Consider the following 20,255-nt stretch of genomic DNA (forward strand, 5'->3'; position numbering starts at 1 on the left):
CAAAAGGAAAGGTTATTTTTTATGAGCAAACACTTGGTTATCGTGGAGTCACCCGCGAAAGCTAAAACCATACAAAAATATTTGGGCAAAGACTATGATGTCTTAGCCTCCTATGGCCATGTCCGGGATTTGCCACCACGTAAGGGCTCAGTTGATCCAAATAATCAGTTTGCCATGACATACAAGCCCATAGAAAAAAATTTAAGGCACATCGATTCCATTGCCAAGGCTTTGAAAAACTCTGATTCCTTGTTTTTGGCAACTGACCCCGATCGTGAAGGAGAAGCCATTTCCTGGCATGTGTATGAGCTCATGAAGGAGCGCAATTTATTAAAAGATAAACCCGTACATCGCATTTTTTTTAATGAAATTACCAAATCAGCCATTCAGGAAGCCATTAGCAGTCCTCGCGCCATTTCAATGGACCTGGTCAATGCCCAGCAAGCCAGACGCGCCTTGGACTATTTAGTAGGCTTTAATTTATCGCCACTGTTGTGGAAAAAAATTCGTCGTGGTCTTTCTGCCGGTCGAGTCCAAAGTCCAGCATTGCGTTTGATTGTCGAGCGAGAAGAAGAAATTGAGCGCTTCGTTCCACAAGAATATTGGAAAATTCTGGCGCAGTGCCAACACGAACATACGGCATTTCAGGCCAGATTAACCCATTATGATAAGACCAAGCTGCAACAATTCAGCATCAATGAGACCAATCAAGCCCATGCCGTTCGCGAGCAGTTGCTTAAGGAATCCCAAGGTCTTTTAGTTGTTGATAACATCGATAAAAAGCAAAGGAAGCGTAAACCAGCGTCTCCTTTTATTACCTCAACCTTGCAGCAAGAAGCAGCCCGTAAGCTAGGTTTTACCGCAAGAAAAACCATGATGGTAGCGCAACAGCTCTATGAGGGTATCGATATTGGAACAGGTACCGTTGGTCTTATCACCTACATGCGAACTGACTCAGTGAATTTGGCTGCAGAAGCCATTGATGAAATCCGCAGTTTCATTCGCGAACGCTACGGCGACAATAATTGCCCAAGCTCGGCTCGTCTTTATAAAACAAAGTCGAAAAATGCTCAGGAAGCTCACGAAGCCATTCGCCCGACCTCCATTAAGCGTACACCTGAGATGGTACAGCAATCATTAACGGTTGATCAGTTTAAATTATATAGTCTTATCTGGAAGCGAACCATTGCTTGCCAAATGGCCGATGCAGTCATTGACACCGTTGCAGTCGATTTGCGTTGCGGTGAAAGCAACATGTTTCGGGCCAATGGCTCAACCGTTGTTTTCCCGGGCTTTTTATCTGTTTACGAGGAAGGGCGTGATGATGTGCAAGACGAGGATGAAGGTTCCGTCTTGCTGCCTACACTAAAAATTGGGGAGAAGGTCGAGCTTAAGGATATTCTTGCCAAACAGCATTTCACGGAACCGCCTCCACGATATTCGGAAGCTTCGCTGGTGAAAGCCCTGGAAGAATATGATATTGGCCGCCCTTCTACTTATGCCACTATTATTCATACCCTGCAGCAGCGTGAATACGTCATTGTTGATAAAAAACGTTTTGTCCCGACTGATGTTGGACGCATTGTTAATCGTTTTTTAACCGGTCACTTCACCCGCTACGTGGATTATCAATTTACAGCCCACTTGGAAGACACTCTCGATGCCATTTCACGGGGCGAAAAAGAATGGGTCCCTGTTCTTGAAGAATTTTGGCAACCTTTTATCAATCAAATTGAAAAAACAGACAGCGGTGTCCAGCGCAAAGACATCACTAGCGAAATGTTGGATGAGGCTTGTCCAAAATGCGGCAAACCTTTAGCCATTCGTCTTGGAAAACGTGGACGTTTCATAGGCTGTACGGCTTACCCGGACTGCGATTACACGCAGGACTTAAAAAGTCAGGAAGGGGAAAAAACCGAACCTGACGTAGTCGAAGGACGAACTTGTCCTGATTGCGGTGGGGCATTACACATCAAAACTGGACGATATGGTCGCTTCATTGGATGCAGCAATTACCCGCAATGCAAGCACATTGAACCCATTGAAAAACCTGCTGATACCGGCGTTGAATGCCCAAAATGTCATCAGGCTACCATTTTGAAGAGAAAATCACGCAAAGGAAAAATTTTCTATTCCTGCGGTAGTTATCCCAAATGCGATTATGCGCTTTGGAACGAACCCATCAATCAATCTTGCCCAAAATGTTCCTGGCCTATATTGACAGTAAAAGAAACAAAGCGCTCCGGAAGACAAATTCTTTGTCCTCATGAGGGTTGCGGTTACACCGCGAGCGAAGAATAGGCTTTTGATTGGTTCAAGTCTATTCTTCAATGGATTTATTTTCCTATCTGCGCTGTGGTTTTAAGAGCTAAGCAATTTTCTGGCCGCTTGACTGCTAAAACCATCTAGAGCTGTTCACCAGTAAGCTTATGGTGTGTAAAAAAATCTTTTACTGCTCTAATGGTGTAATGGATATCTTCTTTGCTGATGTCAAGATGCGTGACTAAACGAACCACCCCATTTTTATTCTGATTTTTAGGGAACAAAATTCCTTTTTGCTTAAGGCAATGGACTAAGTCCGCGTATAGGTTTTTCGGAAATTTAGGAAAAACCATATTGGTTTGCAGCCCTTCCTCAAGTACATCAACACCATCTATTTCAGTCAAGAATTTTGCCAAGTGCTGAGCATGTTCATGATCTTCAGCCAAACGCTCAATGTTATGTTCCAAAGCATAGATACCCGCGGCGGCAAGTATACCGGCTTGCCGCATGCCACCGCCTAATACTTTTCGCCAGCGGCGGGCCTTTTTAATCAACTCATTTGTGCCACACAATACTGAGCCAACAGGAGCTCCAAGCCCTTTAGAAAGACAAATTGAAATGGAATCGAAATGTTGGCTGATGGCAGACAGGGGTTCCCCTAGTTTGACCGTTGCATTAAATACCCTGGCGCCATCAAGATGACTTTGCAAATGATGTTCTTTGCACAATTTTTTGGCATTGGCCAAATAAGTTAAGGGTAGCACCTTGCCATTAATGGTATTTTCAAGACAAAGCAGTGTTGTTCGTGGATGGTGATCATCCAGGGGTTTAATGACTTCAACAATCTTTGTGAGCGGAAGAGTTCCATCAACGTTTGCTTCGATAGGTTGTGGTTGCACACTGCCCAGTACAGCAGCGCCACCGCCTTCCCACATGTAGGTATGTGCCGTTTGCCCCACGATGTACTCATCACCCCGGGTGCAGTGCGCCATAATGGCCATGAGATTCGACTGGGTGCCGGATGGGGCAAATACAGCATTCTCCATGTGTGCTTTGTCAGCCAGTAATTCCTCGAGCTTCCTGACCGTGGGGTCTTCCCCCCAAACATCATCGCCAACCTCAGCCTGAATCATGGCTTGCAGCATGCCTTGGCTGGGCTTAGTCATTGTGTCACTTCGGTAATCAATCAGTTTCATCGTGTATTCACCTGTTTTCTGTGGAAATGACATTCCATTTGTTTGTAAATGTCTATCAGGTCTTTGGTCTTCTTCATGATAAAATCAAGAGATTGAAGCGTTCGTTCAGCCTCATTGAATTGCCCTTCTTCAAGTACAAAAACATACCATAATAACCAGCTGTAAGCACTCAGTTCCCACAAAGGCATTTGCGCAGGAGGCAATCGCTGGTTCAAGCTGCCATAACCCTCAAGGGTAGAACGAAATAAATCAGCATCAAATTGGCATTGAGCTAGACCTGAAGCATTACTCGCAAGGCCTATAAGTTCAACAAAAGGATGAATTAAACCGGCACTTTCCCAATCAATTAAGTGAGGAGTATTGCTATCTTGCCATATAATATTATTCAAATGCATGTCACGATGGCTCACAACCCAGCAATTTTCCTCGAACTGCAATTTGGAATTGCATTGCTCCATCATCTTCAATACCCACATGGGAACGGATTTTCCCTTAGGCAAATGGATCTTGGGAAAGGCTTTGCTTTCCTTAAGAGGCGGCAAGTTTAATGCGTGCAATTGAGCTAAAAGATAACCCAGTTTAAAAGCTTGTTGGCCATTCAATTTTGCCAACACCTCGCCTTCACAATAGGGAATGACAAGCGCTGGCAATGCCTGTGAGGGCATGGCCGTGGGTTTACCGGCAATGGTACAAGCAATCCTGGCCGAAATGGTTTCAGCCAGCAGGTTGCTAGAAACAATTTGCAGAGGATCGAGCGTTCCCAACCACGTCCTATGAGAAAAAATTTTACAAACCCATTTGCTGTCATCCTCAAGGATGATCAGATTGGTTTGATGCTGGAACGCTCCTTTTAAACACTCTATTGAAACAATCTGCTTGGAAAAGAATCTTTGAAAAATGTGTTCATCAATCGTGCATGAGTTGTTCAATGTATCTTCTACAGGTTAATGGATTTGCTAAAAAATTAATGATGTGCCGAGTGCCGCCTGTGCCAGTAATCACTAAAGAGCCATAACGAAAAATGCTACCTAATATGGACTGACGAATGTCTATGGTTTCAATTTTTGACATGGGGATATCGACGGTTTGTCGTACGAGCATTCCTGTGCGCAGTATCACCTGTTTTTTTTTGATGGTGACGGAGGAAAAATGATAGGTGACCCAAGTCATCAATGTCCAAATTAAGGCAACCGCAAAAAAAAGCAGAGCAACATAATGCAGTTGATTCACATTTGTTCCAAGGAACAGAGCAAAAATGGCAAGAAGTAAAGGCCAAAAAAATAAAATCCAATGAAGCCTTGCAAAATATACGACATCTCTGTCAATCATTCTAATTCTTTAATCTAAAAAAGGGTTCTATATCATATTGTAGATAAGCTAAATTTGCTATGCTACCTTTTTTTCCTCCGGATTCTCCATGCGTCGAGTAAATGCCTGCCTTAACAAACAACTCTCGGCAATTTGCGAAAATGCGCTGCAACTTGAAGCTTTGAATGTTCTAATTAAAGGGTATTTACCCCAGCACCTAATTGCCCATTGCCAGGTAGCCAGTTTCACCAAGGGTAATTTAACCATTCAGGTGACCCATGCTGCCTGGGCCACTGAGTTAAGATATCTTTGCCCTGAATTACGTGATCGCTTAAGAAAAGACGCTGGTCTCTATCAGCTAACCGGGATTAAAATTTCTCTGTCGCCACCCCTGGCAGCTGACAGCCACAACAAGTCAAAAAGCGGCAGGATACTGTCAGAATCAGCCCGTACTTCCATTATGGATGCCAGTGAAGGTTGTCAGTACGAGCCACTGAAACGCGCGCTGAAGCGTTTAGTCATCAAAGATTTTTAGGTTTCGGAGTTTCAGCTTCCACAAGAACACTGAGTTTTTCTTTCAAATTTCCCAGTGCGGTTGTTGTTTGCTCAAATTTATCCTTGGCAACGGCTATCTCCACAGCATCAAGGTTCAGAAGATCCTCAACAGAATTATACAATTCTCGCATGAGTTGTTTCTTTTTTATGAGATTTTGTATTGCATCACCACGTTTGTGAACCGGCAGTTGCAAGTTGCTGATGCTTTCTGCTATTCGTCTCGCCGAAGCGATTAATTTTATTGAATCTTCAAACAAAATGCTTTCGGGATTGAATTTTTGGTTGAGTACTCCTAAAACAACTTCTACTTGTCCTTTAATGACATCTGTTTCAATGCTTATCCTGTGCCGACGCCATAAAGTGGGTCCCATCGCCAGCAAATGCGAAGAAACAAAACCAAAAGCTGCACCAGCCGCTCCTCTTTCTAAGCTGCTGCATTGTTCATCTTCACAACTATTGGCCGCAACCCAAGCGCAAAAGAAAGTAAATGACAGCATGCCACCACGAATAAAAAGTTCGCGCCAACTGTAATGGGACCAAAGGCCCATGAGGCTTTCACGAGTGCGCTGCTTGGCCAGACCGCCGATATTAAAAAAATCGACTCGATTACCCGTAGCTTGGGTGAGATAACTGCCAACTGCTTCGACTTTAGCTTGCATGATTTCTCCGGTAGGTCAGAAATCATCTGACTGTATATGAATTTGGGAAATTTACAAGAATAATTACGTTTACAGCTATCTACTGGATTAGCTAAGGTCGAAATTTAATTAATCTTAAGCTTCAGCCGGCTGGAGATCAGAAGCCAACGTGGGTTGATAATTTTCAGCATCAAAGTAAGTGTATTCCCATGCATCTTGACGCAACATCAATTCGCGGAGCAGACGGTTATTCAAACCATGCCCGGACTTATACCCTTCAAAAGCGCCGATCAGACCGCAACCTAAAAGATAAAGATCACCGATGGCATCCAATACTTTATGGGTTACAAATTCGGCATCAAAACGTAAGCCATCTTCGTTCAGCACGCGATAATCATCGACAACGATGGCGTTATCTAAACTTCCTCCCTTAGCCAAATCATTTTCGCGAAGTTGCTCATAATCCGAGAGGAAACCAAACGTTCTCGCTCTACAGACTTCTTTTACATAGGAGGTATTTGAAAAATCAAAACATGCAGTTTGGGGTTTATCATTGAAAACAGGATGATCAAAATCAATGGTAAAGGAAACTTTATAGCCATTGTAAGGCAGGAACTGCACGTATTTGCCATTATCTTCCACGCGGGTAGGCTTGAGGATGCGGATGAACCGTTTTGCAGCACTTTGCTCTCGAATTCCAGCAGATTGAATGAGAAAGACAAAAGGTGCGGAGCTACCATCCATAATCGGGATTTCATCAGAATTGAGATCCACATAGGCGTTGTCAATCCCAAGACCGGCAAAAGCCGAAAGAAGGTGTTCAACCGTTGCAATTTTGATTCCATCACGCTGCAAGGAGGTACACAACATCGTATCACCAACTTGATCATACAGCGCCAGAATTTCGATAACCGGATTTAAATCTACACGCCTGAAAACAATGCCAGTATTAATAGGAGCGGGACGCAAGGTGAGTAAAACTTTTTTTCCAGAATGCAAACCAACACCGGTTGTTTGAATAACTCTCTTCAGAGTTCTTTGTTTTATCATTCAGTAATCACCTTTTGCTATCCCATTTTTTACAAACAATAAACCACGAAATCATATCAACAATTCATTGAATAGTCTAATTTTATTAACAACATGCAACCATCAGAATGCACCTCTACTTAAACAATAGAAATGCAAACTGAGCAGCAACTGTTAAGATCTTAATTCAAGATATGTATCGCAAATGCGCTTGAGAATATGTTATTCGACGCTCTCCTCTTGTCTGCGCAAGAAGGCAGGGATATCCAAGTAATCAACATCAGGTATCGAAGCTTCGTTGGTTGGTTTGACTGCTGAGGCTTGTTTTCGCATCACAGCGGGTCTATCAAACTGTTGGTAATCAAAAGAGCCATCACTGCGAGTTGACTCTGCGATGCGCGCTCTGGTTGTGTTTTGATTTGATTGTTGCTGAGTTCGTCCCCGATGATCGCCAAGACCTGTAACAATCACTGTAACACGCATTTCATCGGTCATTTCTGGGTCAATTACAGTACCAACAACCACGGTGGCGTCATCTGAAATGAACTCTTTAACCACATCACCGACTTCTTCAAACTCACCGATGGACATATCAAGTCCGGCCGTAATATTGACCAGTATTCCACGGGCGCCGGAGAAGTTGACGTCCTCAAGCAAAGGTGAGGCAATCGCAGCTTCAGCAGCTTGACGGGCTCGCTGTTCGCCTGAGGCGCTTCCTGTTCCCATCATAGCCATGCCCATTTCAGACATTACTGTTCGAACATCAGCAAAATCGACGTTTATTAAGCCTGGCCGAGTAATAAGATCAGAAATGCCTTTAACTGCACCCAGCAACACATTATTGGCCGCTTTAAAGGCATTTAAAAGGCTAATGTTTTTGCCTAAAACACTAAGAAGCTTATTATTGGGAATGGTGATTAAAGAATCAACATGCTCGCCCAAACGTCGGATGCCTTCCTCGGCCGCCAAAGCGCGTTGTTTGCCTTCGAATGAGAAGGGTTTGGTCACCACAGCCACAGTAAGAATACCAAGCTCTTTGGCCACTTCAGCAAATACAGGGGCAGCTCCAGTACCTGTTCCTCCTCCCATTCCTGCGGTAATGAAAACCATATCAGCACCTGCGAGAACTTCTTTAATACGCTCTCTATCCTCTTCAGCAGCCTCACGACCGATTTGCGGGTTTGCTCCAGCGCCTAACCCTTTGGTTAATTCCTCACCGAGTTGGATGTGTATTTTCGCATTCGAATTTTTGAGTGCTTGAGCGTCAGTATTGGCACAAATAAATTCCACGCCATCAATATTTTCAGCCACCATGTGTTGAACGGCATTACCACCACCGCCGCCTACGCCAACTACTTTAATTACGGCATTGTCTGGTTGACTTTCCGTTAATTCAAACATTAGACCTCTCCCCTCAAAAATTCTGCCAATAATGAGCTCTATCCAAACCAGATTAAAATTATAAACAGAATAGAGCCTTAAAAATTACCATTAAACCATTCTTTCATCCGAGCCCACATCCCTTTACCATTATCACTTAAGGTAGCTACATTATAACCACCTTCATATTGCTGTTGGAACCCATGCAATAATAAGCCCACTCCCGTAGCCATGGAGGGATTGCCCGTAGCCTCAATCAAACCTGAGACTTGCCCAGCCCGCCCTTGGCGGACAGGCATTTCAAAACACATTTCGGCCAATTCAATGGCGCCTTGTACGCAAGAGCCACCTCCGGTCATGACCATGCCTGCAGCGATTCGTTGATCAAAACCACTTCGTCGAAGCTCATTTCTTACTAAAGAAAATAATTCTTCATAGCGAGCTGAAACCACATCCGACAGAACTTTGGTCGATATTTTTCGACCTGGTCGCTCATTGACGCTTAATACTTCAATCATTTCATTGGGATTGGACAATTCAGGCATTGCACAAGCGTGCTTAACCTTAATGGCCTCAGCGGCTTTCGTGGGTGTTCGAAGAGCCATGGCAATGTCATTGGTGACTTGATCGCCTGCAATTGGTATCACCGCAGTGTGCTGAATTGCTCCTTCAGCAAAAATGGCGATGTCTGTCGTGCCACCACCAATATCAATCAAGCACACTCCGAGCTCCTTCTCGTCTTCAGTAAGAACTGCATGACTTGACGCCAGTTGTTCAAGGATGATGTCATTCACCTCCAAGCCACAACGCCGGACGCATTTCACTATATTTTGAGCCGCACTCACAGCACCGGTGACAATATGTACCCGCGCTTCCAGACGCACACCCGCCATACCAACAGGCTCGCGAATACTTCCCTGGTTATCAATAATGAATTCCTGGGGAAGAATGTGAAGAATTTTTTGATCAGCGGGTATGGCTACAGCCTTAGCTGCATCAAGAACACGCTCTACATCAGCTTTGGAAACTTCCTGATCTTTTATGGCAACAATTCCATGGGAATTTAAGCTGCGTATATGGCTGCCAGCGATACCTGCATATACAGTCCTAACTTCACAACCTGCCATCAACTCAGCTTCCTGGACTGCTCGTTGAATGGAGTTTACTGTGGCTTCAATATCGACAACCACCCCTCGCTTCAAGCCGCGAGAGGGATGACGTCCAATACCAATGATTTCAATTGCACCATCAGCAGCAATTTCGCCGACCAGTGCAACCACTTTTGACGTGCCAATATCCAAACCGGTGATGATGTTTTTTTCTAATTTTTTTGCCATTATCTTCCCGCTATTTTTTCCATTGCACCGCCATACCATGAGGGTAACGTAAATCAACGCTGGCCAATTGGTCCGATTTATCTGCAAAAACAGCAGGATATGCTTTACAGAATCGGGTAATTCGGGTTTCTAAATCCCGTTTTCCCAAGTGTAACTGAACACCATTAGCCAACGTAACTTCCCAGGCATGATTATCACGCCAATCTAATGAAGCCGCATGCAAACCATAGATTGATAATATCTTACTCATTTTTTCGTAAACTTGTAAGACTTCATTCTGTTGATTCGCTGGCCCTGTTAAGTGTGGCAAGGATGAATCCAGCCGCCCCCCTTTATTAAACAGCTCGCCATCCGCAGTCAGCATGGCATTGTTCCATGTTGCAATTGGAATTTTCTCAACCAAAGTAATTTTTAGGGTGTCCGGCCATACACGTTCTATTTGCACGCGATCAGTCCATTCTAAAGCAGCCAAATCCGTATACAACTTCCCTACTGGGAGAGAAAAAAAACTGGAATCCCAATATTTGTTTAATACAGTTTCCAAATCTTTGTGGCTGATATGATGGTATGACGCAGCGATTTTCACCGTGCTGATGGGAAAGCGCTTCGGGTCGGCAATGAATAAATAAACCAACCTGGCCGCCAAGCAAAGCGCACAAATAATTAATAATGTTAAAAAGCTTGCGTAGCGTAATCGTCCCGTATCCGCCGCCATCTGCTTACCCATCTAATATTGCCTTATTAAGCGATTCATTACCTTCTTATGCTATTGATAATCGGTGACCAGTTGCTGACGGCAACGTTGATGGCTTAGGGCCAAATTGATCAACTCATCAAGCAGCAAGGGGTAGGCGAGACCACTTACTTGCCAAAGCTTGGGGTACATGCTAATTGGAGTAAATCCCGGAAGGCTATTGATTTCATTGAAGTAAATGGCCCCACTTTCGTCGTTTACAAAAAAATCAACTCTCGCCATGCCCTTACATTTAAGCTTATTAAAAATTTCAGCAGCAAGGGTTTGTAGCCGAGTAACCAGCTCGGGATTGAGCTGCGCAGGAGCGTGCAATTCGGTTTGCTCACTCTCAAGGTATTTCGCTGTGTATGAATAAAAACCATCATTATGATGAACACGGATTTCACCTGCTAAGCTCACCCGTGGTGCAGCAGCAGGTGTAGTATTCTCCAATACAGCCAACTCAATTTCACGGCCAACGATGAATTCTTCAACCAGAATGGCCTCATCATAACGTAAGGCATCAGCAATAGCTGCATTTAATTCTTCCATATTCCTAGCCTTGTGAATGCCAACGCTAGAGCCTAAGGAACAAGGTTTTACAAATAATGGCCAACCAAATTCAGCAACCACCTGCTGGCAAAACTGCTGTTTCTCAGCTGCAGTACTGTGCCAGGACAATAGTCGATAGCGGGCTGATTGAATATCCCCCGTGCAAGCGAGCCGTCTGGCCACATCTTTATCCATGCCAATTGCCGAAGATAAAACGTCACAACCAACAAATGCTACCCCTGCTAATTTTAGTAAACCCTGAAGGCAGCCATCTTCATAGAGAGGTCCATGCACAACAGGAAACACAACATCGGCATCAACCGCAAGGCGCCCATCGACCAACAAACTTGGCAAAGGACGTGAACGGGAAGTACTAACCGGAAGCCGATCCTTAAAATTCAATAATTCTTGATAATCATTTAAAAAAAACCGCCCCTGCTTGTCCATGCCCACTGGAATAATGTGATATTTTTTAGCATCCAACTCTCTGAGGACGGAAGCAGCAGACACTAATGAAACTTCATGTTCCCCGGATTTACCACCATAGACCACTAGTAAATTAATCTGTTTCGACATTAAAAATCTCCGATGATGTGCACTTCACGCATCAGCTCAATCTTAGTTTGTTGATGCACAGTATCACGTACTAATTCGATTAATGACTCAATATCGCTAGCGCAAGCATTGCCGTCGTGGTTAATGATAAAATTTGCATGCTTCTGCGATACGACTGCACCGCCAATTTGCCTGCCTTTAAGCCCACAAGATTCAATCAGCTTCGCCGCAAAATTATTAGGTGGGTTGCGAAACACGGAACCGCAGTTGTATTCATTGGTTGGCTGGGTATTGGCCCTGTGCGCCAACAACTCCTTGATGAGTTGCAGGGATTTTTCTTTCTCGCCCTTAACCAACCGACAGGTGGCAGCAACGAACCATTCCTCGTCCAAGCCCGCGACATGGCGATAGGCGATTTCAAATTCCTCAGGCTTACGGACCCGAAGTTCACCTCTACGAGTTATAGTTTCTACTTCAACTACATGTTGCCAAGTTTCGCCATTAAAACAACCGGCATTCATTCTTAGGGCACCGCCCATAGTGCCAGGAATACCCGCCCAAAACTCACCTCCAGCAAGATCAGCTCGCGCGCAGAATCTCGCCATACTGGCACAGGATACACCGGCTTCAACATGCACCAGATTATCCCCAAGCAATTTGATTTCTTTTAAGCAGCCTTGAGTCAAAATGACCGTGCCTGAAAACCCTTTATCCCTAATCAGTGAATTACTTCCTAAACCCAGCCACAATATAGGCTCTTCTTTGGGCAATTGCTTTAAAAAAATGGCCAAATCAGCAATGCTTGTCGGTTTGTATAAACGTTTAGCCAGTCCGCCAACGCGCCAGGTCGTATAGTCAGCTAACGGTTCATTGAACAGCAACTGTCCCTCATAGCTTTGTGTTGGGTTTGGGGTTAAGGTATTCATGCTGATTCTCGCACGGTTGATTGCACAAGATTGAGTGCCAACTGCCCAATGTTACCGGCACCCTGCATTAAAATAACGCTATCGTCGGTTACCAATTCATCTAAAATCTGCTGAAGATTTTTATCATTAACCAATCTGGCATGGGGATGACGTTGACTAATTTGCTGCAATAGAATTTCACTACTTAAACCAGGGATGGCTTGCTCACCGGCCGCATAAATATCCATCAGCAATAATTCATCTGATAAGCTTAGCGCGTCCACAAACTGTTGAAACAGAGATTGGGTCCTTGTATAGCGATGGGGCTGAAAAACATGCACCAGACGTTTATTAGGCCAAACACGGCGAAACGCATCAATAGTGGAGATAATTTCTTTTGGATGGTGACCGTAATCATCAACAATGATGGCTGAACCTCGCTCAAACCGTTTCTCCCCCAGCATTTGAAACCGCCTGCCCACCCCTTGAAACTTGAGCAAGCCGTTTATAATGGCCTCATCTTCGACTCCTACTTCGGTAGCAATAGCTATAGCCGCTAGGGCATTCAGTACATTATGCCGTCCCGGCCATTGAAATTTGATGGTCAGCGGCTTGTAAGGAGCGGGTCTTAGCACGGTGAACTCGCTAAGAAGACCATTTTGGGTCCAGTTGATGGCGCGATAATGAGCCTCTTCACGGAAACCATAAGTTTTAGTAGGACGTTGCACTGAAGGCAAAATACCTCGTACTTCATCATCTTCAATGCAAAGAACAGCCAAGCCATAGAAGGGCAAGTGATGTAAAAATTCAACAAACGTGTTGCGCAATTTGTCAAAATTATCATCGTAGGTGCCCATATGATCGGCATCAATATTGGTTACTACCGCCATCATCGGCTTTAAAAAAAGAAATGATGCATCGCTTTCATCGGCTTCTGCTACAAAGTAAGCTGATTTTCCTAATTGGGCATTGGAGCCGCAGCTGTTTAATTTCCCGCCGATGACGAAACTGGGATCAAATCCTCCCTCGGCCAATAGGCTACTGACCAAACTGGTTGTGGTTGTTTTACCGTGCGTGCCAGCTATCGCAATTCCCTGACGAAAACGCATCAGCTCCGCCAGCATAGCCGCCCGTGGGATGACTGGAATTAATTGCGCATTCGCGGCGGCAATTTCTGGATTGTCCTGATCGACAGCACTTGAACGCACAACGACATCCGCCCCGACGATGTTTTCCATACGATGGCCGATGTAGACTTTAATGCCTAAGGATTGGAGTCTTTGCACCGAGCGGCTTTCTGACAAATCTGAACCTGTGATGCGATAACCTTGGTTATGCAGCACCTCGGCTATACCACACATCCCAGCGCCACCAATGCCAACAAAATGAATTTGTTCTACCCGACCCATCCTTGGTGATAGAAACTCCCCTATATTATTCACAAAATTCCCCTTTCATTATGAGATTGGCGCTCTCAGTCCCAGAGATTGCCAACGATTTTCATGGTCGATGCGCAAGAGCAGAGCAACCACCACACAATTCACCACCATACTGGCGCCACCATAACTCAACAAAGGCAGCGTTAATCCTTTAGTAGGCAGCAATCCAGAATTCACTCCCATGTTAATGGCAGCTTGCAGCCCAAGCCAAAAAGTTAAACCGTAAGCCGTAAAAGCAGCAAACAAGCGTTCTTGGTTGTAAGCTGTAAAACCTATCGACATGCCTCTTATTACTAAAATACTATACAAGATTAATACCAGAAGAACGCCAACAAGACCTAATTCTTCAGCCAATACCGCGAAAAGAAAATCCGTATGCGCTTCTGGCAAGTAAAATAACTTTTGTACGCTATCGCCTAAACCTGTGCCCAACCAGCCGCCTCGGCCGAAAGCAATCAGCGATTGAGTAAGCTGATAGCCGCTATTGAACTGATCAGCCCAAGGATCAAGAAATGCAGTTAAGCGCGCTACTCGGTAAGGAGATGAAAACGCCAAGACCGCAAGGCAACAACTAACCACCACCAATAAACCAATGTAGTAGCGTAAGCGAACGCCAGCTAAAAAAAGGAGGGCCATAATGGTTCCTGAAATAACCACGGTGGCCCCAAAATCAGGCTCCATCAATAACAGCATTGAAACTAGGCCAAGTACAATCATTGGCTTAACAAAGCCAAAAATACTGTGGCGAACGCTTTCCTCCTGCCGCACCAAATAACCCGACATATAGAAAATCATAGTTAATTTAGCCAATTCGGACACTTGAATACCAATCGGTCCCAAAGCAAGCCAGCGTCGAGAGCCATTAACCACGCGCCCTATGCCTGGGACTAATACCAGCATTAGCATGAGCAAACAAATGAGTAATAAAGGGACACTTAAACGCTCCCAGGTACTGCTGTCAATTCGCATGACCACTAAAGCAGCGGCAAAACCCGCCATCAAATAGCAAATTTGCCTAATTAGGAAATGAAATGGTTGATGATAGTATTTGGTGGAAACCATAACGGAACTGGATGCCACCATCATCAAGCCGATGATGATTAAACCCAGCACAGCGCCCATAAGCCATTTATCATATAAGGCAATGGGCTTGCTAACAGGCTTGCCTCGCAAATTGTAATGACGTGGATGCATAGTACTCACAATTTTCCTACTAAATTGCCAAATACCTCACCGCGATGATTAAAATCGCGAAACATGTCAAGACTTGCACAAGCAGGAGATAGCAAAACCACATCGCCTGGCTTTGCCTGTTGTTTAGCCAACAAAACGGCGCCATCCAGCGAAGGAGCTCGCAGCACAGGCACAACATCCGCGAGCGCCCTTTCAATTTTGTCCGCGTCCTCACCAATGAGCACAACGGAACGAACATAATCAGCCACAGGCTTACGCAATTCATTAAAATCGGCACCTTTACCTTGTCCGCCTGCGATTAAAACTATTTTGCCTTGCATGGAACCTCCTATTCCAGAAATGGCAGAAATGGTTGCGCCAATGTTTGTTCCCTTTGAATCATTAATCCACTCAACCCCTTCCAATGTTCTAACCCATTGACATCGATGCGCCAAGCCTTGAAATGACTGCAATACTTTTATCATACAATCCCTAGGGATATTCGCTGCAAAAGCCAAGGCACAGGCGGCTAAGGCATTTTGCCAATTGTGCTTGCCCTTTAGGCGCATTTTCTCAATATCTAAAAAGCAATCCTGCCCATGAGCAAGGTAATAAATGCCATTTTTTTCAATAATTCCCCATTGGCCTGCTTGTGGAGCATCCAAACCATAGCTGACCGCAGTTATTGATGATGCCGCAGGGTAAGTGAGTTGATCCTCGCGGTTGTACAAAAGAAAAGCGGCATTTCGGTAAATTCGTTGTTTGGACTCGGCATAAGCTTCAAGGCTGTGATGCCTATCCAGGTGATCTGGGGTAATATTCAAAATGGTGGATGCAATCGGTTTTAAGGATTGGATTAAGTCCAATTGGAAGCTGGACAGTTCTAAGACCCAGAGATCATATTGGTAACCATCGTCTAACAAATCCAGAACGGGTGACCCAATATTACCTGCAACAGCAACTGATAAGCCCGCCATTTTGGCCATTTCACCCACTAAAGTGGTGACTGTGGATTTGCCGTTCGTGCCGGTGATGGCAATGACTGGGCTAGTGATTTCACGTGCCAGACATTCAATGTCTCCATAAACCGGAATATTCTGCCTAAACGCTTCTTGCGTGAATGGTTCATCAAGCGAAACGCCCGGACTCGCAATAATGGCGGTCAATTGGCTATAGATGGTTTTAGGCAACTCCCCTAGAAATACATCAACTCCAGGAAATTCGGTTTGAAAATGGGCAAGTCCGGCAACTTCCTTGCGAGTGTCAAAGACTACAAACGGTTGATTGCGCCGGTGTAAATATCCGGCGATGGAATGACCCGTTTTACCTAATCCTGCGACCAAATAGAGTGCTTGATTCATAGTGATGCCCTAACGTAGTTTTAAGGTTGCCAAACCACAAAGCACAAACACAACCGTCATAATCCAAAATCGAACAATTACCTTGGGCTCAGACCATCCTTTCAGCTCAAAATGATGATGTAACGGTGCCATACGGAATAGCCGCTTACCCCCAGTGTATTTAAAATATCCAACTTGCAAAATAACAGAAATGGTCTCAAGGACAAATAATCCACCCATAATGAGCAAAACCAGTTCCTGTCTTATCATGACAGCGACCATCCCCAAAGCCGCACCTAAGGCTAAAGAGCCCACATCGCCCATAAAAACCTGAGCCGGGTAACTGTTGTACCAAAGAAAGCCAAGTCCTGCTCCAACAATGGCTGAGCAAAAAATAGTTAATTCACCGGTATTTGGCACAAAAGGGATAGCCAGATAATGAGCATAAATGGCATTGGAACTGGCGTAGGCAAAAATACCGAGCGCTCCTGCCACCATAATAATTGGCACAATAGCCAAGCCATCCAAGCCATCGGTTAGGTTGACTGCATTGCTGCTTCCGACGATAACGAAATAGGCAAGCACTGGAAAGAATGGCCCCAGCTCAATCAATAAGTCTTTGAAAAACGGCACAGTCAGTTGAGTTTGCACAGGAACACCAGCAGCCGTCCAATAAAGAGAAAATACAGCAGTTAGTGCAATGATGGATTGCCAGAAATATTTCCAGCGTGCAGGCAAGCCCTTGCTGTTTTTACGCACCAGCTTGCGGTAGTCATCCACCCAGCCAATGATACCAAATCCACTGGTCACCAGAAGAACCAACCACAGAGCTGGCTGTCGCAAATCTCCCCAGAGCAAACAACTCACCATAATGGCCAAAAGGATTAAAACGCCACCCATGGTTGGGGTGCCAGCCTTGGATAAATGAGTTTTAGGCCCATCGTCGCGAACCATTTGACCTATTTGAAGATTTCGCAACCAACGAATCATAATGGGACCGCAAAATAGGCCAACCAATAAAGCAGTTAAAGAAGCTAAAATGGAACGAAAGGTTAAGTATTGGAATACTCTAAACGCATGATATTGTCCCTGTAATAGCTGCGTTAACCAGTAAAGCATGTTTTCTATACCCCGTAATGTTAAAGGTTATTTCTAAAGTTCTTTTACTCAATGACCCAAGGAAAACATCTAATCAGCCGCTCTCAAACAGAGATAAAACCACGAGTTGGGGTTACTCCAACTCCCAGGGTCGAGCAAAAAGTTGCCAAGCATACCATATTCTGCTTGCATCAACCCACCAGTTGACGCACAATTTTTTCCATTGCCGCCGAACGCGATCCTTTCACCAAAACTGTTGTATTCTTATCGAGTTTATTGAGCAAATCTTGGGCCAACTCCTCTTGGTTTTTATAATGTTTGGCGCTGGAACCAAAAGTCTTGCTGCTATGCTCACTATGATGGCCACAGGTAAATAACATATCAATTCCCTGACGCAAAGCCGCGTGACCAACCTCTTCATGGTGTTCCTTAGTCCAATCTCCCAACTCCCCCATATCCCCTAGAACTAAAATGCGACGGCCAGGACGCTTTGATAAAACAGCAACAGCCGTAAGTACCGAGCGCAAATTGGCGTTGTAGGTGTCATCAATCACCAGGGAATGATTTTTACCCATTAAAAAAGTCATCCGACCAGGAACACCGTGAAACCGCGATAAGCCTTCAACGATATCAGCCAAGGGAATGCCTACTGCATAGCAGCAACTTGCCGCCGCCAAAGCATTACGAATGCTATGCTCTCCTGGTACTTGCAAAATGAGGTTGGCTTCACCGGAAGGCAGAACCAGAGTAAAGCTCGCACAACCATTTTCATTGAACGATACATTATAGGCATACACGTCCCTGGGTTTATTTAATGAGAAACGCAGTACCTTTTTATTAATCAGACTACCGTCCCAAAAATGGGCATAGTCATCATCGTCATTAACTACTGCGATGCCATCTGTCGAAAGTGATTGATATATCTCACCTTTTGCTCTGGCAACGCCATCAATTGAGCCGAATTCTCCAATATGTGCTGGAGCAATGTTATTAATCAGAGCAACCTCAGGCTGAACAATAGCCGATGTATAGGCAATTTCTCCGATGTGATTGGCACCTAATTCAAACACAGCGTAGCGGTGCTCGGAATTTAACTGCAGTACACTAAGAGGAGCTCCAATATGGTTGTTTAAATTTCCAGGCGTCGCATGGGAGGGCTTGGGAAGAATGGAAGCTATCATTTCCTTGACTGTGGTTTTGCCATTGCTTCCGGTAAGAGCAATGATTGGACAATGGATCCCTTGCCGATGTTTCTTTGCAATAATCGCCAAAGCTTGTATTGGTTCGGCTACTTCGAATTGTGGAATAGTGATATTATTTTTTGCCTGACTACAAACAATAGCTATCGCTCCTTTGCTGGCAGCTTCCTCCATGAAATCATGCCCATCGAAACGCTCCCCTTTTAAAGCAATAAATAAATTTCCAGGCTGAACTTTGCGACTGTCAATGCAAACGCCTGAAATAGAATCATTTTTTGAGCAGTCGGTATCCAATAATTTTGCGATTTGATTTAGGTTCATAGTCAATTATTGCGGTTCAAAAGCTTAGTGTACTGATTATTACAGCAACTCACCAGTAAGTGATCTAATTATATACATGTCATTTGAATGCATATCTGCTGCGACTGTTTGAGAACGGTTGAAGATATGGTTAGCCGGATGAAATTGGCCAAAAAACTTTCAATTTATGCAAAATGGCAGCTAATCTTCAACATTGCCGAGAAGGATAGCCCTTACCCTTTCCTGTTCTCGTCCCTCTACTTCAATGCTAAGAAGCTTATTTCGTGATGTATTACCGCGAAGAATAAGAATACGTTTTTGCGGAACAGCCAACAATTTGGATAAATACTGAATCAGCATTTTATTGGCCTTACCTTCTTGTGGGCTGGCTTGTAAACTAATTTGCAAGCCAGCTTCATCAACCAGGTTGATTTTGTTTTGTTTTGCACCAGGCTTTACTTTAACTTCCAACCTGATTTCAGTTGGATTTTGTCTAAGCCAAGGCAGACAATTCATGCTGTTCAGGAATATTTAGCAATTGGTAATAACGCGACAAACTGGCATCGGTAAATGGCTGTCGCTGATCATCCAATAAATGGCTGTCTAAACCATCGGCAAGTTGTTTAGCCGTCTCATGCATGATGGTTAATCGTTCCGCATCAATGGTTGGATTACCTGAAGAATGCATAAAAAGACATAGTCCTCGAACACTGAAAGCGCCAATATTTTGTAAGTCAAACACACCCGTTGCGGTAGCCGCAGCCAAACTGCACAACACGGGACCTTGGCCATTGGCATGTTGATGTCGATGGAACAATTGACCATCGCCAAAGCGCAAACCAGCAGCAAGAACTGTTTGCAGTAATTCATAACCGGCCAATTGCCGATTTCCTTTAGCTAATAAAAAAATCATTAATGATTTGGCTGCCCCTTTTTTTTCCACCGGTAGTTGCGCCTCCTCATTCTCATTCGGATTGGAACTGTTTTTTACAGGCCTTGAAATTGGCTCAAAGGGGGATTCCTGTTGTTCTGCATGACCGTGATTGACCTTGCGAATAGCAATGATGTCGTCAAAATTTTTGCTTTCAACTTGCGGTCCGAGAGGATTTTGCGAACCTAGTGAAGGTTGATAGTTAATCGGGTTTAAACTTTGACGCCTTGCTTTCATAAGCCGTCCAATGGCAACAACTACTCCAATGAGTAACAGAACATTAAGGATAAGACTCCAGTTTGCCTGCATTTTTAACTCCTCTATT

Annotated in this window: 19 protein-coding genes; 2 read left to right on the forward strand and 17 right to left on the reverse strand. The window is 44.5% G+C overall.

The window, feature by feature from the left end; translation table 11 throughout:
- The first annotated feature begins 21 nt into the window (after positions 1-21).
- Positions 22-2,301 (forward strand): type I DNA topoisomerase, encoded by a 2,280-nt coding sequence (gene topA, locus EL203_RS12505; RefSeq protein ID WP_058471899.1) that lies wholly within the window; start codon positions 22-24, stop codon positions 2,299-2,301.
- A 104-nt stretch (positions 2,302-2,405) separates the two neighbouring features.
- Here topA and ltaE read toward each other — a convergent pair whose 3' ends face one another.
- Genes ltaE through EL203_RS12520 form a run of 3 tightly spaced genes read right to left on the reverse strand, consistent with a single transcriptional unit; the run spans position 2,406 to position 4,787 of the window.
- Positions 2,406-3,458: a low-specificity L-threonine aldolase gene (gene ltaE, locus EL203_RS12510; RefSeq protein WP_197723116.1), complete on the reverse strand. Its 1,053-nt coding sequence runs from the start codon at positions 3,456-3,458 to the stop codon at positions 2,406-2,408.
- Positions 3,455-4,387 carry a phosphotransferase enzyme family protein gene (locus EL203_RS12515; protein WP_058471898.1) on the reverse strand — a complete coding sequence of 311 codons (933 nt, stop codon included), beginning with the start codon at positions 4,385-4,387 and terminating at the stop codon, positions 3,455-3,457. Before EL203_RS12515 ends, ltaE begins: the two co-directional genes overlap by 4 nt.
- On the reverse strand, positions 4,365-4,787 hold the full coding sequence (locus tag EL203_RS12520) for a PH domain-containing protein (RefSeq protein WP_058471897.1): 423 nt from the start codon (positions 4,785-4,787) through the stop codon (positions 4,365-4,367). Before EL203_RS12520 ends, EL203_RS12515 begins: the two co-directional genes overlap by 23 nt.
- An 88-nt stretch (positions 4,788-4,875) precedes the next feature.
- Here EL203_RS12520 and EL203_RS12525 point away from each other — a divergent pair, with 88 nt between their 5' ends.
- The gene (locus tag EL203_RS12525) at positions 4,876-5,301 is read left to right on the forward strand and encodes a DUF721 domain-containing protein (protein WP_058471896.1); all 426 of its coding nucleotides are present in this window, start codon (positions 4,876-4,878) and stop codon (positions 5,299-5,301) included.
- Here EL203_RS12525 and EL203_RS12530 read toward each other — a convergent pair.
- The 14 genes from EL203_RS12530 to EL203_RS12595 all read right to left on the reverse strand — a co-directional run bounded on the left by EL203_RS12530 (position 5,288) and on the right by EL203_RS12595 (position 20,239).
- On the reverse strand, positions 5,288-5,980 hold the full coding sequence (locus tag EL203_RS12530; protein WP_058471895.1) for a hypothetical protein: 693 nt from the start codon (positions 5,978-5,980) through the stop codon (positions 5,288-5,290). The two genes, EL203_RS12525 and EL203_RS12530, sit on opposite strands and share 14 nt — an antisense overlap.
- Before the next feature lie 114 nt (positions 5,981-6,094).
- A complete protein-coding gene (gene lpxC / locus EL203_RS12535) occupies positions 6,095-7,009 on the reverse strand; it encodes a UDP-3-O-acyl-N-acetylglucosamine deacetylase (RefSeq protein WP_058471894.1) in 915 nt (304 codons plus the stop codon).
- Between the two features lie 201 nt (positions 7,010-7,210).
- Complete coding sequence (gene ftsZ, locus EL203_RS12540; RefSeq protein WP_058471893.1) at positions 7,211-8,389, reverse strand: cell division protein FtsZ; 1,179 nt, start codon at positions 8,387-8,389, stop codon at positions 7,211-7,213.
- A gap of 77 nt (positions 8,390-8,466) precedes the next feature.
- Entirely contained in the window at positions 8,467-9,705 is a 1,239-nt protein-coding gene (gene ftsA, locus EL203_RS12545; protein WP_058471892.1) for a cell division protein FtsA, read from the reverse strand.
- 10 nt (positions 9,706-9,715) lie between these two features.
- The gene (locus EL203_RS12550) at positions 9,716-10,420 is read right to left on the reverse strand and encodes a cell division protein FtsQ/DivIB (protein WP_082647221.1); all 705 of its coding nucleotides are present in this window, start codon (positions 10,418-10,420) and stop codon (positions 9,716-9,718) included.
- Between the two features lie 51 nt (positions 10,421-10,471).
- Positions 10,472-11,566 (reverse strand): D-alanine--D-alanine ligase family protein, encoded by a 1,095-nt coding sequence (locus tag EL203_RS12555; RefSeq protein WP_058471890.1) that lies wholly within the window; start codon positions 11,564-11,566, stop codon positions 10,472-10,474.
- Positions 11,566-12,471 carry a UDP-N-acetylmuramate dehydrogenase gene (gene murB / locus EL203_RS12560; protein ID WP_058471889.1) on the reverse strand — a complete coding sequence of 302 codons (906 nt, stop codon included), beginning with the start codon at positions 12,469-12,471 and terminating at the stop codon, positions 11,566-11,568. The genes EL203_RS12555 and murB overlap by 1 nt, the downstream gene beginning before the upstream one ends.
- Complete coding sequence (gene murC, locus EL203_RS12565) at positions 12,468-13,892, reverse strand: UDP-N-acetylmuramate--L-alanine ligase (RefSeq protein WP_058471888.1); 1,425 nt, start codon at positions 13,890-13,892, stop codon at positions 12,468-12,470. The genes murB and murC overlap by 4 nt, the downstream gene beginning before the upstream one ends.
- Positions 13,893-13,907: 15 nt before the next feature.
- Complete coding sequence (gene ftsW / locus EL203_RS12570; protein ID WP_058471887.1) at positions 13,908-15,083, reverse strand: putative lipid II flippase FtsW; 1,176 nt, start codon at positions 15,081-15,083, stop codon at positions 13,908-13,910.
- A 5-nt stretch (positions 15,084-15,088) separates the two neighbouring features.
- Positions 15,089-16,423 (reverse strand): UDP-N-acetylmuramoyl-L-alanine--D-glutamate ligase, encoded by a 1,335-nt coding sequence (gene murD / locus EL203_RS12575; RefSeq protein ID WP_058471886.1) that lies wholly within the window; start codon positions 16,421-16,423, stop codon positions 15,089-15,091.
- A 9-nt stretch (positions 16,424-16,432) separates the two neighbouring features.
- The gene (gene mraY / locus EL203_RS12580) at positions 16,433-17,521 is read right to left on the reverse strand and encodes a phospho-N-acetylmuramoyl-pentapeptide-transferase (protein WP_058471885.1); all 1,089 of its coding nucleotides are present in this window, start codon (positions 17,519-17,521) and stop codon (positions 16,433-16,435) included.
- 170 nt (positions 17,522-17,691) lie between these two features.
- Complete coding sequence (locus tag EL203_RS12585) at positions 17,692-19,020, reverse strand: UDP-N-acetylmuramoyl-tripeptide--D-alanyl-D-alanine ligase (RefSeq protein WP_058471884.1); 1,329 nt, start codon at positions 19,018-19,020, stop codon at positions 17,692-17,694.
- Between the two features lie 180 nt (positions 19,021-19,200).
- Positions 19,201-19,515, reverse strand: coding sequence for a DUF167 domain-containing protein (locus EL203_RS12590; protein ID WP_058471883.1), 315 nt, complete (start codon positions 19,513-19,515; stop codon positions 19,201-19,203).
- Positions 19,493-20,239 (reverse strand): cell division protein ZipA C-terminal FtsZ-binding domain-containing protein, encoded by a 747-nt coding sequence (locus EL203_RS12595; RefSeq protein WP_058471882.1) that lies wholly within the window; start codon positions 20,237-20,239, stop codon positions 19,493-19,495. The genes EL203_RS12590 and EL203_RS12595 overlap by 23 nt, the downstream gene beginning before the upstream one ends.
- Positions 20,240-20,255: the final 16 nt, after the last annotated feature.

Source organism: Legionella jordanis, from assembly GCF_900637635.1.
Lineage (GTDB): Bacteria > Pseudomonadota > Gammaproteobacteria > Legionellales > Legionellaceae > Tatlockia > Tatlockia jordanis.

Coding starts and splice junctions, on each gene's coding strand:
- EL203_RS12520 (WP_058471897.1), bottom strand. CDS start 4,787: ATGATTGACAGAGATGTCGTATATTTTGCAAGGCTTCATTGGATTTTA.
- EL203_RS12590 (WP_058471883.1), bottom strand. CDS start 19,515: ATGAATTGTCTGCCTTGGCTTAGACAAAATCCAACTGAAATCAGGTTG.
- EL203_RS12555 (WP_058471890.1), bottom strand. CDS start 11,566: ATGTCGAAACAGATTAATTTACTAGTGGTCTATGGTGGTAAATCCGGG.
- EL203_RS12530 (WP_058471895.1), bottom strand. CDS start 5,980: ATGCAAGCTAAAGTCGAAGCAGTTGGCAGTTATCTCACCCAAGCTACG.
- ftsW (WP_058471887.1), bottom strand. CDS start 15,083: ATGCATCCACGTCATTACAATTTGCGAGGCAAGCCTGTTAGCAAGCCC.
- mraY (WP_058471885.1), bottom strand. CDS start 17,521: ATGCTTTACTGGTTAACGCAGCTATTACAGGGACAATATCATGCGTTT.
- EL203_RS12585 (WP_058471884.1), bottom strand. CDS start 19,020: ATGAACCTAAATCAAATCGCAAAATTATTGGATACCGACTGCTCAAAA.
- EL203_RS12595 (WP_058471882.1), bottom strand. CDS start 20,239: ATGCAGGCAAACTGGAGTCTTATCCTTAATGTTCTGTTACTCATTGGA.
- ftsA (WP_058471892.1), bottom strand. CDS start 9,705: ATGGCAAAAAAATTAGAAAAAAACATCATCACCGGTTTGGATATTGGC.
- murD (WP_058471886.1), bottom strand. CDS start 16,423: ATGAATCAAGCACTCTATTTGGTCGCAGGATTAGGTAAAACGGGTCAT.
- ltaE (WP_197723116.1), bottom strand. CDS start 3,458: ATGAAACTGATTGATTACCGAAGTGACACAATGACTAAGCCCAGCCAA.
- EL203_RS12550 (WP_082647221.1), bottom strand. CDS start 10,420: ATGGCGGCGGATACGGGACGATTACGCTACGCAAGCTTTTTAACATTA.
- topA (WP_058471899.1), top strand. CDS start 22: ATGAGCAAACACTTGGTTATCGTGGAGTCACCCGCGAAAGCTAAAACC.
- lpxC (WP_058471894.1), bottom strand. CDS start 7,009: ATGATAAAACAAAGAACTCTGAAGAGAGTTATTCAAACAACCGGTGTT.
- murB (WP_058471889.1), bottom strand. CDS start 12,471: ATGAATACCTTAACCCCAAACCCAACACAAAGCTATGAGGGACAGTTG.
- ftsZ (WP_058471893.1), bottom strand. CDS start 8,389: ATGTTTGAATTAACGGAAAGTCAACCAGACAATGCCGTAATTAAAGTA.
- EL203_RS12525 (WP_058471896.1), top strand. CDS start 4,876: ATGCGTCGAGTAAATGCCTGCCTTAACAAACAACTCTCGGCAATTTGC.